13 protein-coding genes and 1 pseudogene are annotated in these 13,725 nt (G+C 66.4%); 5 read left to right on the top strand and 9 right to left on the bottom strand.

What is annotated here, in order from left to right; all coding sequences use genetic code 11:
* Window positions 1-187: 187 nt before the first annotated feature.
* Window positions 188-1,147, bottom strand: a complete 960-nt coding sequence (locus IEY68_RS12845) for an alpha/beta hydrolase (RefSeq protein WP_229718748.1) — start codon at window positions 1,145-1,147, stop codon at window positions 188-190.
* A gap of 498 nt (window positions 1,148-1,645) precedes the next feature.
* Here IEY68_RS12845 and IEY68_RS12840 point away from each other — a divergent pair, with 498 nt between their 5' ends.
* On the top strand, window positions 1,646-2,779 hold the full coding sequence (locus IEY68_RS12840; protein ID WP_058854269.1) for a methyltransferase: 1,134 nt from the start codon (window positions 1,646-1,648) through the stop codon (window positions 2,777-2,779).
* Window positions 2,780-2,892: 113 nt separating this feature from the next.
* Here IEY68_RS12840 and IEY68_RS12835 read toward each other — a convergent pair whose 3' ends face one another.
* Window positions 2,893-4,269 carry an MFS transporter gene (locus IEY68_RS12835; RefSeq protein WP_058854270.1) on the bottom strand — a complete coding sequence of 459 codons (1,377 nt, stop codon included), beginning with the start codon at window positions 4,267-4,269 and terminating at the stop codon, window positions 2,893-2,895.
* A gap of 279 nt (window positions 4,270-4,548) precedes the next feature.
* Between IEY68_RS12835 and IEY68_RS12830 the strand changes: the two genes are divergently transcribed.
* Both IEY68_RS12830 and IEY68_RS12825 read left to right on the top strand, forming a co-directional pair.
* Complete coding sequence (locus tag IEY68_RS12830; protein ID WP_058854271.1) at window positions 4,549-5,358, top strand: hypothetical protein; 810 nt, start codon at window positions 4,549-4,551, stop codon at window positions 5,356-5,358.
* 160 nt (window positions 5,359-5,518) lie between these two features.
* Complete coding sequence (locus tag IEY68_RS12825; protein ID WP_199804913.1) at window positions 5,519-6,121, top strand: hypothetical protein; 603 nt, start codon at window positions 5,519-5,521, stop codon at window positions 6,119-6,121.
* Here the strand turns inward: IEY68_RS12825 and IEY68_RS12820 are convergent.
* Window positions 6,090-6,350, bottom strand: a pseudogene (locus IEY68_RS12820) (UTRA domain-containing protein); the annotation flags it as partial. The gene IEY68_RS12825 and the pseudogene IEY68_RS12820 sit on opposite strands and share 32 nt — an antisense overlap.
* A gap of 92 nt (window positions 6,351-6,442) precedes the next feature.
* Here IEY68_RS12820 and IEY68_RS12815 point away from each other — a divergent pair.
* Window positions 6,443-6,862 carry an aldolase/citrate lyase family protein gene (locus tag IEY68_RS12815; protein ID WP_058854273.1) on the top strand — a complete coding sequence of 140 codons (420 nt, stop codon included), beginning with the start codon at window positions 6,443-6,445 and terminating at the stop codon, window positions 6,860-6,862.
* Between the two features lie 77 nt (window positions 6,863-6,939).
* Here IEY68_RS12815 and IEY68_RS12810 read toward each other — a convergent pair whose 3' ends face one another.
* On the bottom strand, window positions 6,940-8,091 hold the full coding sequence (locus IEY68_RS12810; RefSeq protein WP_058854274.1) for an alkane 1-monooxygenase: 1,152 nt from the start codon (window positions 8,089-8,091) through the stop codon (window positions 6,940-6,942).
* Window positions 8,092-8,335: 244 nt separating this feature from the next.
* A complete protein-coding gene (locus tag IEY68_RS12805; protein ID WP_058854275.1) occupies window positions 8,336-9,625 on the bottom strand; it encodes a lipase family protein in 1,290 nt (429 codons plus the stop codon).
* Between the two features lie 677 nt (window positions 9,626-10,302).
* Between IEY68_RS12805 and IEY68_RS12800 the strand changes: the two genes are divergently transcribed.
* A complete protein-coding gene (locus tag IEY68_RS12800) occupies window positions 10,303-10,584 on the top strand; it encodes a hypothetical protein (RefSeq protein WP_156426115.1) in 282 nt (93 codons plus the stop codon).
* Window positions 10,585-10,755: 171 nt separating this feature from the next.
* Here IEY68_RS12800 and IEY68_RS12795 read toward each other — a convergent pair whose 3' ends face one another.
* The 4 genes from IEY68_RS12795 to IEY68_RS12780 form a co-directional block, all read right to left on the bottom strand.
* Window positions 10,756-11,223 carry a DUF5994 family protein gene (locus IEY68_RS12795; protein ID WP_058854277.1) on the bottom strand — a complete coding sequence of 156 codons (468 nt, stop codon included), beginning with the start codon at window positions 11,221-11,223 and terminating at the stop codon, window positions 10,756-10,758.
* Window positions 11,220-11,822 carry a DUF5994 family protein gene (locus tag IEY68_RS12790; RefSeq protein ID WP_156426116.1) on the bottom strand — a complete coding sequence of 201 codons (603 nt, stop codon included), beginning with the start codon at window positions 11,820-11,822 and terminating at the stop codon, window positions 11,220-11,222. Before IEY68_RS12790 ends, IEY68_RS12795 begins: the two co-directional genes overlap by 4 nt.
* Window positions 11,823-11,997: 175 nt before the next feature.
* Window positions 11,998-12,465, bottom strand: a complete 468-nt coding sequence (locus IEY68_RS12785) for a hypothetical protein (RefSeq protein ID WP_189094227.1) — start codon at window positions 12,463-12,465, stop codon at window positions 11,998-12,000.
* Window positions 12,466-12,602: 137 nt separating this feature from the next.
* Complete coding sequence (locus IEY68_RS12780) at window positions 12,603-13,310, bottom strand: DUF998 domain-containing protein (protein WP_082681253.1); 708 nt, start codon at window positions 13,308-13,310, stop codon at window positions 12,603-12,605.
* Between the last annotated feature and the right edge of the window lie 415 nt (window positions 13,311-13,725).

Below are 13,725 nucleotides of genomic sequence, written 5' to 3'. Positions count from 1 at the left end.
CGCCCGTTCGGGAATTCGAGAACCCCCGTGGACGCCCTCAGGGATCCGGGTCGAGCCGCCGGCCCGGTGCGAAGGGAAAGCTCACCCTTCGAGATAGATTCCGGCTCAGTATATTTCGAACACGCAATGGCGCGGGTCACGGAATCGGCCGTCTGGCCGATCGTGGAATGTTCAGCGATGACCTGGGTCAGTGGGCACCGAGCGCGTCGAGGATCATCGGCCGGGCGGTGGCGATCGCCTGCCCCCAATAGGGCCAGGTGTGGGTGCCGGAGACGATATCGACACGAGCCGGGATACCCAGCGACGCGACTCGATCCCGGAAGATCCCCGCGGCGGCCGCGGCCATCGACTCCAAGGTCATCGCATTCACGGTGTTACCGAATCCGTACGGCACATCCGGAGCCCCCGGCAGGCCGTTACCGGCCGAAACGTACATCGGCAGACCCCGCAGCAGTTCGGCCTGCGCGGTCGGATCGTTGCGATACCAGGCAGGGTCACCGGCCGGGCCCCACATATCGTCCACGTTGAACCGGCCCTCGTCCCACATCGCGGCGCGAACTGCCTCGTTCCACAGCGGGAAGGTCGGATTCACGAAACCGGAGAAGGATCCGGCGAACTTGAATTGGTCTCGGTGGTGCGCGGCCAGAGTCAGGGCCGCCCCGCCGCCCATCGAGGCACCCACAATCGCGTTGTTCGTGCGCGAAACGCCGTATCGCGCCAAGAAGGCCGGCAGCTCCCCGGTGAGAAACGTCTCCCACTTGTACGGGGTGACTTGTCCGTTGGTGCTGCTCGGCCGATACCAGTCGGCGTAGAAACTGGAATGTCCGCCGACGGGGAACACCAGCGTGACATTGTCACCGGCGAACTGCCGCAGCACATCGGTATCGCTGGTCCACTGGCTGTGATCGCGCGGCGCCCGGAGGCCGTCGAGCACATACAGCGCCGACCGGCCACCACGCGCCGCCCACTGCACCTGCACTTCGATCGGGCCCATCCCCGACGGCACGACGAGCTCCTGATATCCGCCGACCGGGGCCCGCAGGACCGGAGCGCCGATCGGCCCGGCACCGGCCACCGCCCCACCCGCCAGGGTCAGCGACACCACCGCCGCGACCACCGCACCGACCGTCCGCAGCCGCCTCCACACAGCCCGCCGATTCTCTACTCGCACACCGCGCCCCGTCGTAAGTTTCTTATCGTGCTTGTCCGAGCACGCTACCGACCGATCCGGATTCCACCTGCCTGCGGTATTTCCACTGCTGACGAACACCGCCACCGCACCGAAGTGCCGAGCTCTTCCTCGGCGGCGGCGACCGGCGGATGCCGGCCGATCCGACCATCGGACTCGGGCACCGAGAGCCTGTCGCCGCGGCACCACGGATAACTCCAGCGCTGCGGAACGCCCGACCACCACACTGTGGTTTGCCCACAGCGAGAAGACTGTGCAAACCTTTGACATCTTCACTCCGAAAGGGTTGATCGTGGTACTCGGCATCCTCGGCGATCTCCCCGCCCGCGCTTCGACGCGGGAGCATTAGCCCGGCCGGCCCTGGCCACGCCCTCGTACCGCGGCACGGATCGTTCGCCCGCTCCTCATCGAAGTGCACTTCGCGCCCCCTGCACGTCCGACCACGAGGAGTACCCGGTGTCCACGATCCACTGGACCGAGACGAACGAACAGCGCTCGGCCCATTGGCATTCCGAGAGCGCGGCGCCGCCCCCCGACCGGGTCGTCTGCGCGGACGACACTATGAGAGCCGATGTCGCGTACCGTCTGGCCTGCGAAGGCACCGCCCTGATGTGGCGGGGCGATTTCCAGAATTCACGTCAGCTGCTGCACGCGATGAGCCGCCGGGTCGACCGGAAGCCTCCACCGCCGGGTGAAACCCCGGCAGCGTCCTTCCACCTGCACCGCCGGGCTCGGCACCACCGCGCCCGCGTACTGGGCAGACTCCTCGTCCTGCTGGACGACGACTACCGTCTGGACTTGCGCAGGGCCCCCGAGGTGCGGCAGGCGTGCACCGAGGCCTACGGCCCACCGTCCCGGCCGATGGCTGTCCCGCTCACCGAACTCCTCGGTGTGATAGGAGCACATCAGTGGCGCACCAAGGGTGTGCGGATACCGGCCCTCGACGACTTCGTTCACCCGCACTACGGCGTGTTCTCACCGGTCAGAGGCGAATATGTCGATCTCGTCGCCGCTGCGCCACTACCCGCACCGGCAGCCCGTGGCACGGGTCGGCGCACCGCGTTCGATCTCGGCACGGGAACGGGCGTGCTGGCGGCCGTCCTGGCCCGCCGGGGAATCGACCATATTGTGGCCACCGATATCAGCCCGCGCGCCCTGGCCTGCGCGCGCGATAACGTCGGCCGGCTGCGATTGACCGAGTATATCGACGTCAGCGGCCCCGGCCTCTATCCCGATGGGCGCGCGGACCTCGTGGTCTGCAATCCGCCCTGGATTCCGGCGCGACCGACCTCCGCCGTGGAGCAAGGTGTCTACGACCCGGGCAGCAGCATGCTGCACGATTTCCTGAACGGGCTCACTGCTCACCTCGTACCGGGAGGCGAGGGCTGGCTCGTCCTGTCGGATCTCGCCGAGCACCTCGGGCTCAGGACGCGCGGCGACCTGCTGGCCGGTATCGAGGCAGCGGGCCTGCGCGTGGTGGACAAGACCGATATCAGGCCGCGGCATCCACGAGCCCGGGACACCACCGATCCCCTCCACACCGCCCGGGCCGCGGAAGTCACCTCGCTGTGGCGCCTGGCCGGTAGCTGACGCCGGAACACGTGCGTTCCACCGACGCCACCGCGTGCATGATCACCGTCGCCGTACCGCTGTAGAGGCCGGCCGTGGCCCGAACTCATCCGGCGCAGGTGAATGCCCTGGCACTACCCGAAGGCGCGCCCCTGTTCCCGATCCAGTGCCGTCTCGCTCTTGTTCTTCAGGAGGAACAAGTACACCAGGAGTGAGGCGAAGACGACGACCGTCACGTACACGATGAACCAGGTGACATGTCCCCCGTTCTTCGCGGCCTGGTAGATCATCGGCGCGGTACCGCCGAACGCCGAGTTGGCCAGGGCGTATCCGATACCGACACCCAGAGCGCGGATATGCGAGGGGAACAGTTCGGCTTTGACGATGGCGTTGATGGACGTGTAGCCGGTGAGCAGAATGTAGCCGACGCAGGTCACCAGAATTGTCGCCGCCGCCGACGTGGCGTCCTGGAGGAAGCTGATGAGGAACCAGGTGTAGAGGACGCCGCCGATCCCGAAGAACACCAGGACGGGCTTGCGGCCCACTCTGTCGCTGATCAGACCGCCGACCGGCTGCAACACCATGAGGAAGACCAATCCGGCCAGGTTGATCCAGGTGGCCGTCATACCCCGGCCTTCGAACGCTGTCTTGACCATGGCCGGGGCGTTCACGCTGTAGGTGTAGAACGCGAGGGTGCCACCCATGGTGACCAGGAAGCACACCAGCAGTGACCACCAGTGATTCCGCAGCAGTTCACGAAGCGAGCCCGATTCGGAATCCTCGCCTCGCCGGACCGCGTCGAGCTGCTCCTCGGTCAGCGATTCGTCCATACTCCGGCGCAGCCAGAACACGACCACCGCGGCCACGCCACCGATGAAGAAAGCTATGCGCCAGCCGAAATCGGAGATCTCCTGCTTGTCCAGGAACACCTGCAGTACCAACAGCGTGAGCTGGGCGAGCACATGACCGCCGACGAGGGTCACGTACTGGAAGGACGAGAAGAAGCCGCGGCGCTCCCGCGTGGCCGCCTCGGACATATAGGTGGCCGACGCACCGTACTCGCCGCCGGTCGCGAAACCCTGTACCAGCCTGCACAGGATCAGGATCACGGCCGCGCCCACACCGATCGTCTCGCGTCCCGGCACGATCGCGATCACCAGCGAACACGCCGCCATGAGCGAGACGCTGAAGGTCAGCGCGGCGCGGCGGCCCCGGCGGTCGGCGTACCGGCCGAAGAACCACGAGCCGACCGGCCGCATGAGGAACGTGACGGCGAAGATCGCGTACACATAGACAGTGGAGTTCTTGTCCGCCGAATCGAAGAAGTGGCTTTCGAAGTACGAGGCGAACACCGTGTAGACGTAGACGTCGTACCACTCGACGAGATTGCCCGACGATCCGCGCAGTGTGTTCCAGACGGCGCGGCGCGTCGCCGCCCGCGATGAGGCCGTTTCGGTAGCCGGTGGCTGTCCCTTGGGGACGACCGGCTCCGGCGTTGTGGTCTCCGACATTCGTGATCCCTCTCGCTCACCCGTGCACAGAACGCGCGGTGACCGGAGTCACGCGCCGCTCCGCACTCAGTGTGCAGGTAGGAGCGACTGCTCGGTGGTGGGGTCCGAAATATCGGGACCGGTGAGTGCCCGCTGGGTGTCTTCGGCCGCGCGCGGAAGGTGCGCTCGGCCTTCCCGCCGGCGAACAGCGCCGTAGGCTACGGCAGCCATGACTACTCGCAGGCCGGGCCCGGGACCGATCCGCTCCGGGCCTGCTCACCCGTTCCAGAGGAGACAGCAGTGCGAAGCGACACCGCGCGGTGGTCGATACCGATCATCGCGTTCGTACTGACCCTGCCCCTGCTGACCAGCTGCGCCATCGACAAAGGCAGCGCGCTCGCGGCGAATTTCGAAAAAGACTGGGGTGGTACGGCGGATGTCGAGAAGGTCGACACCAACGGGTACAACATTCTGCCCTTCAACGGGACCGCGACGGGCGTTCTCATCCTCGCGGACGGGACCCCGCCCGACCGTGTGGCCGAGCGCGCGAGCGAGTTGAGAGAGTATGTCGCGCAGAACAATTCGGTCACCGGCCGGATCACGGCAGCCGGAATCACCTTCACCGTCGACGCGGACGAGACACGAACCCACGAAATCGTGGCACTGTGGCGATCACTGACGGCCGACGAACGGGTGGTGGAAGGCGATATCGGTAGTTCGACCTCGAAGATCGGCTATCGCTGGAAAGCCAAGGTCACCGTCGTCGACTCCGCCGACGCCATGGTGGTGTTCGACGATCTGGTCGGCGACGGCGGCCGGTACCAACCCTTGTCGGATGTCACATCGGTCGAGGTCGCCACGCGATCCGACGCGCACCCCGGTCTCCGCGTCCAGTCCGACACCAACGGTGTCCTCCCGACCGAGGCGATCGCCGCATACGAGGCGGTGGCCGCCGAGTACCCGATCGCCGGCGCGACTCTGCAATCCACCTCCGTGCGGATTGTCGTCGCGCGTACAGCGGACCAGGACGATGCCCTCGAACTCGCCCGGACGGCGGCGCCGGGTCTGGACCCCGCCGCCGTCTCCGTCACCGGCAAGGGCGGCGCCTGACCTCCGATCGTATGGCCGGCGCCGACAGGGCGGCCTTCTCCACACTCACCGGAATCAGCACAAAGGAGTATGCAGGGTGACAGCCCATCTGACCATGAGGATTCCTCCAGTGAAGCTCGCGGACCTGGAGCGAGTCGGCCCCCCTCCATGTGTCAGGAACGTGGTCGAGCTCACCGACGAATCCGGGAGGCCCCGGGCTGTCGCGTATGTGGAGCGCGAGCTCCCGCCCGGCGGTATACCCGCATACCTCGCGGCGCGCGACACCGGCGCTCGCTCGTTCGTCCTGTGGGCCGACGAACACCGCGGCAGCCGGGCGGCCACCGTGGTGACCCGATCGGCAGGCAACGGAGTGGCGACGTATCAGGTGCTCGGGGCACAGGGCGAGGTCATCGGCACTCTCGTACGCGAGAAGGCATTCAAAGGCAGAGGTATACGAACCCGCTGGACGGTGAGCCGGCCCGGCGCGGGTGAAGCAGTGGGCTACAAGGGCCGGATCTTCTGGTGGCTCGTGTGCTGGTCGGTGTTCCCGCTGATGCCATTCATGTTCCTCGCCGCCCTCTTCGAGAACAGCGGCCTCCCCCGCGCCCCTCGGCGCATCAGGTGGCGCACGGGCGGCCGGCTACTCCTGGACTTCCGGCCGTTCGGGGATCGGCTACAGCTGTGCGTACCCGAGTCGGACTGGCGGCTGGAGGCGGCTCTGATAGCCCTGCTGCGTTCCTTCGACGGCTGGTTCAGCGTCTCCTGGGACAGCCACAAGAAGTGACCAGTGTCACCCGATAGGTGTAGTGCTCGGGCAGAAAGTAACTGACCGACAGATCGACGGTCCGGCCGGTGGCGTCCGAGTAGAGCCGGTCGACACGGAGCATGGGATGGCCCTGTTCGCAGCCGAGTCCGGCCGCTACTGCGGTATCGGCGCCGGCCACCGTGATCGACTGCGCGGCCTCGACGATCGGGCTGTCGAGGTGGGGTTCGAGCAACCCGATCACGGTGTGGGAACTCGCCCCGCCGGTACCGACCTCGCAGCGTGTGCCGGGCTACCCGCGCTTTCGAGCATCGTGCTGCCCAAACCGAGTCCGCGCAGGATGTGATCCATGTCGATCATGCTCTGGCCGGAACCGGGATCGGCTTACAGGCACTTGTCGAAACTCCGCTCGGAATACGAAATATCGACGAGATCACCGCGGCCGCCACCCGGCTCGAGGCCGTGATCACCGGATACGCCGACCTCGGCGCGGCACTGGGCCGATCACGGTCCGCACGACCGGAACATTGGCTCGCAGTACAGGACCGCGTGCTGATCGCTGCCCGCGCGGCCGGTATCGCCGCGATCGACGGCCCCCATCTCGGCATCGCCGCCGACGAACAGTTCCGACAGGCGTGTGAGTGGACGGGCAGATGCTCGACGAAGCGGTCGCCGTCGCGGCACGCCGGATACTCGCACAGGCAGGTGAGCGGTAACTTTCGGCAGACCAGGGGCAGAATTCTCGATATCGGTCGGCGCTGATCGCGATGCACAGGCGCGCGTCGAGGTGCGGATCTCCACCCGGGAACCGGCCGAATACGATGCCGCCGTCACGCTACTCACCGATCAACAGGCATCGGCCGATTCACTCGGCCACCCTCGAGTTTCCTGTTGACGAGCGTGAGGTCGCCGCTGTAGTGGGCGAGGACCCGGTGATCCATTACCGCGCGCCACAGCGGTGGGACGGTGGCGAGCAGGACCATGGTGGCGTAGCCGAACGGCAGCTGCGGGGCCTCTTCGGAGCTGCGCAGTGTCTGGTAGCGGCGGCCGGGGTTCGCATGGTGGTCGCTGTGGCGCTGGAGGTGGAGAAGGAAGACGTTGGTGACCAGATGGTCGCTGTTCCAACTGTGACGAGGTGAGCACCGCTCGTAACGGCCGTCGGCGCGGCGCGCTCGTAGCAGCCCATAGTGCTCGAGGTAATTCACGGTCTCGAGCAAACCGATACCGATCACGGCCTGCAGCACCAGAAAGGGGATGATGACGGGACCGAAGACGAGAATGAGCGAACCGAACAACGCGATGCTCATCGACCATGCCTGCAACAGGCAGTTGTCCCGGCTGAACCACCTTTCCCCCTTGCGTGACAGGCGTTCTCGCTCCAGAACAAGTGCCGAGCGGAAGCCGCCCCCTACGCTGCGCGGTATGAACGCCCACAGTGACTCGCCGAAGCGAGCGCTTGCCGGGTCCTCGGGCGTGGCGACGCGGACATGGTGGCCGCGGTTGTGCTCGATGAAGAAATGACCGTACCCGGATTGCGCCAGCGCGATTTTCGCCAGCCAACGCTCGAGACGTTCGACCCGATGGCCGAGTTCGTGGGCTGCGTTGATGCCGATACCGGAGACGATTCCCAGCGTTACGGCCAGCCCCAATTTGTCGACCAGCCCCAGATCGGAGCCGGACCACAGGTATCCCGCGATAGCCAGACCGATGCATTGGATGGGCAGGAAGAGAAACGTGCACCAGCGGTAATAACGATCGTTGGACAACGCCTCATAGTCTTCGTCCCGCGGACTGCTTCCGTCGCGGCCCATCGCGACGTCCAGGACCGGGATCACCACCAACACGAGGATCGGACCGATCCACCAGAACAGCACCAGCCCCGTGGAGTCCACCAGTGGTGCCGGTAGTAGCGCGCAACCGGGCGCTATGGTGCTCAGAATCCAGAGATAGCGTTTGTGATCGCGCGCGTTCCCGCGTCTGAGGATTGTCATATACGTCTCGCTAATCCGACCGGCGCACTCAAATGGGGTATGGCTGCTGAAAAGGGCTAACGCTGAACGCCTCGGGTCTCGGCACGCTCGGCCCGGGTCGGTCCAGGGCAGAGTGGGCCGTGGACCGACGGTGGCCGGGCATGGTACGACGACACGCGCATGCGATCAGCCGATAATGCGTGGTGGCTGGCCTGCTGTCCGATCGGGATATCCGGGTGCCCGAATCGGTTGTGCCTCCGCAGGACTAAGGTAGGGCCGCGCAGTTCACGGGAGCCGGCACGTCGGCGAGGCGATCGGTCACCCACTGCTGTGAGGTCATCAGTGACGGGAAGAAAGCCACATCGTGGGTGCCCAGGAATCCGGCGGGGATGGCAGGTACCGAAGCGTCCGAATCCAGCTGAACGGCCGCACCACCACCGCACCAATTCGCGGCGATACCGCGAACGGCCGGGTACGGAGCTCCCTCGTCGTTCCTGGCCGAATAGATACGTACCGGCACCGATGGGGCGAATCCGCCGAGCCGCTGCTCGTCGAATGCCCTTTTCAGTTCCGGAGAGCCATCGATCACGGCGGTGAGCGGCAGCCCGCTGGTGGTCCAGCGCGACGTGTTCTGCGGATGCGCGAAATTGCTGGAGAGGCCGCCGCCGCATTTACCGATCGAGTCGTGCATGATCGCCCTACCGGTGTCGTTGAGCGCAGCATCGAGCACCGGACGGGTGTCGGGATAGTCAGCGGCGATGCCGTTGAGGATCCATCCGATGGCCGGCGCGACGCCGGAGCGGCCGTCGCTGCGCGCGATAAAGTCCTGGGGGCCGGTCAGGAGCCCGCCCACGTAGGCGCCGCGCACATTCAGATCGGGGGCATACTCCGCTTGCAGTTCGGCCGCGGCCGCGGAAGCCATCCCGCCCTGGGAGTAACCATAGAGTATGACCGGCGAGGCGGGAGTGAAGCCGGTGTCGGGCAACCGCAACGCGGCACGGGCGGAGTCCAATACCGCGTAGCCCTGTGTTTTGCGGTTGAGGAAGTTGTGGACGCCCGGTGTGCCGAAGTCGTGATAGTCGGTCATCACTACCGCCATGCCGCGGGCCAGCAGTTGATAGATCGCGATGATGTCGTATTCGAAGACTACGTCGGCCGGCGGCTGGATCCGGACTACCTGCGACACCATCGCCGAGGGCGCGCACTCCGCGCTCTGCCCCTGTGTGCCACCCGCATACGCCACCAACGGGCGTTCACCCGGACCGGTCCACGGCTGCATCGGCTCCAGATACGTTCCCACCACCGTGGTCGGCGCATTATGGGTATCACTGCTGGCGTAGGTGAGGCGTATCGATTTCGCCGGTATCGTCCCGGGTAGTCCCGGGGCCGATACCGCCAGTTGCGACGCTTCCGCACGGAGAATATCGCCCCCGGCTCCTTGCGACTGCGGCGCCGACGGCTGCGTCCATGCGGGCGGTGCGGCGATCGCCCCGCCACCGACGGCTATGAGGGTTCCTGTAAAAATCGCGAGCCAAGCGCGCTTTTCGCTCTTCATATCGATCCTTCATTGCGTGTGATTCATCCAGGGCGGCCATTGAACCGAAAGAAACGATTGCCGCAGACGCGAGCACAACACTGCTGGTCAGCGGACCATGAGCAGGAAAGATGACGCTACGATTCAGCAGATCCAGATCGAGCACTGCGAGTATCTCTGTTCGAGCGCAGAACCGGGCACATATACACTTCGTGTCGCCGAGCCCACAGCCTATGTCATGAGGCGGGCGCAAGCTCGGAGGTCGCCCCTTCGATTCGGCATGGGTCGATCGGTACCCGAGTGCGCAGCCTGGACCTGCGCGATCACGGCCGATACGAACCTGTCCTTGCCGGGTGTCAGGCCGACACGAGAGTTCCGCACCGCCCGAGGAGAACAGTGGCACCCGAACGTACCGTCCGAGAAATGGTCGAACGGATCGTCGACCTCGGCATCATCGAGCCTTCCACGCCCGGAGAGACTTTGAAGCCCGTCGAACTCGACGGCCCACTGAGCTACTCGGTCACACCGCCGAATACGCCCTGCGCGGTCTGCTCAGTGCACTCGGGATTCGATACACAGTCGATTATGGGACATTCGAAGGGATCGGCGACACCGACCACGACAGTCGGCTGGAGTGGTACAGGGCCGAATTGGAGTCCATCGCCTCCTGCACCCGAGGCTCGGCGACTGTCACCAACGTGCGACTGGTCGAGAACGGCGCGAAATGGGAACTCCTGTTCGACTGGAACGGCACGACCGAATCGTGGCCGGTGTACCCCGGTGGCGAGCGTGAGGAGATGGAAGCCTCACTCATCTTTGCCACGTATCTGCACACGCTCGGCCGCGGGTCCGTCGAGCGTCTTTGTCCGGTGTATCCCCGGGGCGACGACTGGGCCGGCGAAGCCGTTTTCGGCAACCCGGAAACGCTCGATCGGCTGGGCAAGGATTTCGAGCTCACCTTCACCTCTCCGTTCAGGTGAACGTGCCGCCGCCCCGCGCTTGCCGTGACTGCCCGGGGAGGTGTCGGCTCATCGGCGTCGTGACGACACACCCTCTCGGGTATCCGCCGCCCCTCGTCCCGAGGTCACGCGGTCAACTGCCGACTCGCCGGCTGCGGCACCCCGCCCGGAGCGACTCCCCTGAGGGCCGGTTCATGGTTTCGAATGGTCCGCCGCCGCGCTCACGGCGTCGCGCATCTGCGCCTCGGCGCGGGCCGCGGTTGCGGCGGGATCGATCACCAGTAATCGTATGCACCGGTTGTGCGGACCGAACACGTACATCACCATGCTTGGTTGGTCCGGTAGTGGCCCGGTGACCTCGATCCCATCCGGAGGGTCGATGCCCCGCTGGGACAGGCTCAGCGAGTTCCAGTCGAAGGCGATCCGCGTGGTGGCCCCCAGTCGCGTGGTGAGGACGCTGATCAGATCGTGCAGTTCGGTGGTGAGGTTGTCGGTCCTGGGCCACCAAGCACCGTCGACGCATCCGGAACGTTCCGCGGGAGTGCCGAGCCGTAGTCGCGGTGTGCGGGTGGGTACGGCGAACGGTTGCCCGCCGCCGGTGGTGGCCTGGAATCGGCCGGAGTCGCGGCCGCCGCCCGTGCTCTGTGGGTCATGTGTCATATCGGCCTCCCCGGAGTCGCCCAGGCCCCCGCAGAGGAGGAGAGCCGGCCCGCCGGGACCGCTGCACGACCACCTTCGTCGTCCCAGCGACGCAATGCGTCCGCGTTCTGTGCGTACTCGAGGCTGTACCGGTCGGTGGCCGCCACCAGTTCGGCGGCAGTGAGTTCGTTGCCGGGCCGGGACGCGGCGGACAGCAGCGCCTGCGCGGTCGCGGCCTCGGTGCGCGCGGGAATCACCAGCAGCACGAGGCGGGTGCGGTCCAGACCGACGACACTGAGGGTATGTGCAGGTAGATGCCGGTAGCCGTCCAGCCGAACCGAACGCCCGCCGAGCGCCGTCCGCTTCGGCGCGGGCCGCCAATCGTCGATGTTGTACATAATGCGATCGACCGGGCGGGCCCGCCCGCGCTGTAGCGCCTCGAAATCGAGAGCGGCCAATTCGGCGACCAGGTCGTCGGTGCGCGGCCACCAGGCGCCGTCCACTGCCCCGGGTCGCGGTGCTCTCGGTGTCGGCAGCCGCCGCGACGCCGGCGGCGGGCCACTGCGGGGGGAGAAGCGGGTAGCGCGATCCAGCGGGATCCGCTCATTTTGTAGCGTCATCGCGGCGCTCCTGACCGGGACCGTGCGACGGCCCCTGTTCATTCGGGGTGGGTGAGGCTTCGAGGACGATCACGACGAGGGTGCCCGACCTCGGGTGTTGCGTGGGATCTCATACGGCGGGTGGGCGGCCGATGGGCCGCGGCGACCGACTTCGGCGCCGCTGCGGAGCGCCCGCCTATCGAGCACCGGCACGACCGAACATCTGGCTCAGGCCGCGGCGGCGGGGTGCGGGCTGCTCACCGGGATACGGCGCGGCGGCGTTACCGGACGCCTCACCGGCGATATCGGTGGTGCCGGTGTGGGTGTAGTAGGTGGGGGCTTCCCGCTCCGCCCCGATCGGCTGCGCCGGGCGCGCCGCGCCGGCAGAGTAGTCGCGACGCGCTGTTTCGAGTTCGCGGCGGGCGGCCCGCCGACGGTGGGCGCTACGCCGGGCGCCTGCCAGCAGCAGTGCCAGGCCGGCGATTCCGATACCGCCGACCACGATGCCGTAGAGGAACAGCACTCCGGTGGAGCCGGTGACGTGGTAGCCGAACACCGCGAAGTCGTCGGTCAACGTATGCGCGGAGCCGCTGTTGGCGAACACTCCCGCGACACCGACGAGCACGGCGGCGATCAGGATGACGAGTCCGATGATGACAATCATGACGATCCCTCGGATCTGTAAGTACTTCCAGTAGACGCCGCTCACGACCTGGTGTCAACAGTGTAGGTCTACGCTTGAAATCGCGGGCTCTATGGGTGGCTCGGCGGCCGACCCGGCACGTCGGGGGTGCGGAGTCCTCATCGCCGTAGAGCGTCTCGTAGCGGTGTGAGAACGATTGCGGTGCCGGTCACGGCCATCCAGGCCGGTAGCGGGTAGAGGACCAGCCGTTCGGTGATTCCGACCTGCAGGCCGATCATCATCAGCACCGCGCCGACGATCCCGGTCGAGGCGCAGAATGCCGACCACAGCGCGACGAGGCGGCGGTGTTTCCACAGCCAGATCGCGAGCAGGATCAATACGATGTGGCGCGATATGAACGCGGGCATCACGGCCAGGATGTGCACGACGATGCGGTCGCCGGATGGGAAAAGCCCGGTCGCGGCAGTGCTCAGCCCGATGATGACGGCGAGAGCCACGATCGACCATTGGCGCGGTCCGTGCGGGATGTAGTCGCGGAACACGACAGCTCCGGCGATGGTCACCAAGCCCAGTGCCACGAATGTGGCGTTCATGAGCAGATGCAGCGGTGAGCACGCATGCGGTGTGCAGGTGGTGATGCCGAGGTCGCTTATCGTGTCGTGACGGAAGCTGTAGGCGGATTTCCATGCCGTGGCGGTCACGAGTTCGGCGAGCAGATACGCGAACACCAAGGTCCACGCGAATCCCGCCGCGAGATGGCGGAGTCGTCTCCCCGGGCCCGGCTCCGGCACCGAGGTGGCCGGGCCGAGGCCGGGTGCGCTGGGTGAGTACCCGATCCGGTCGGTGACGTGGTCGATAGTACGCATTGGCAAGCGCCTCAGGTGCTCGGTGCGAAGCAAGGACAAGAACATATTCAGGTGCTGGTCGCACCGGCGAGGTCGATGTCGCGACGTGGGTGAAGCGATCGGCTCGGGCCGGCACCCTACCGGTGGTGTGCTCCCTGAGCGGCTGAACGACCTCGTCTTTCAGATCGGAGCCGCAGTGGCACCACCGTAGACCTACAGCGTTGACTTTACGCTCTGGGCGGAGTGTACTGAAGCGATAGCAGGCCGAGAAGGCTTCGAAATCGCCATCGCCACCGCAGGATCGGCTGAGCTGTATCCGCCGCCGGCGGACCGGGCATCGATGCCCCTGCTCCGCGATCTCGATACCGCCCGTATCGCTGCCCGCCCACCCGCACGACACCACCGATGTCGGCCACCGCACCGTCCGTCTCCACCC

This window comes from Nocardia jinanensis, assembly GCF_014645735.1.
Classification (GTDB): Bacteria; Actinomycetota; Actinomycetes; order Mycobacteriales; family Mycobacteriaceae; genus Nocardia; species Nocardia jinanensis.
This window is presented reverse-complemented; position numbering and strand designations above follow the sequence as displayed.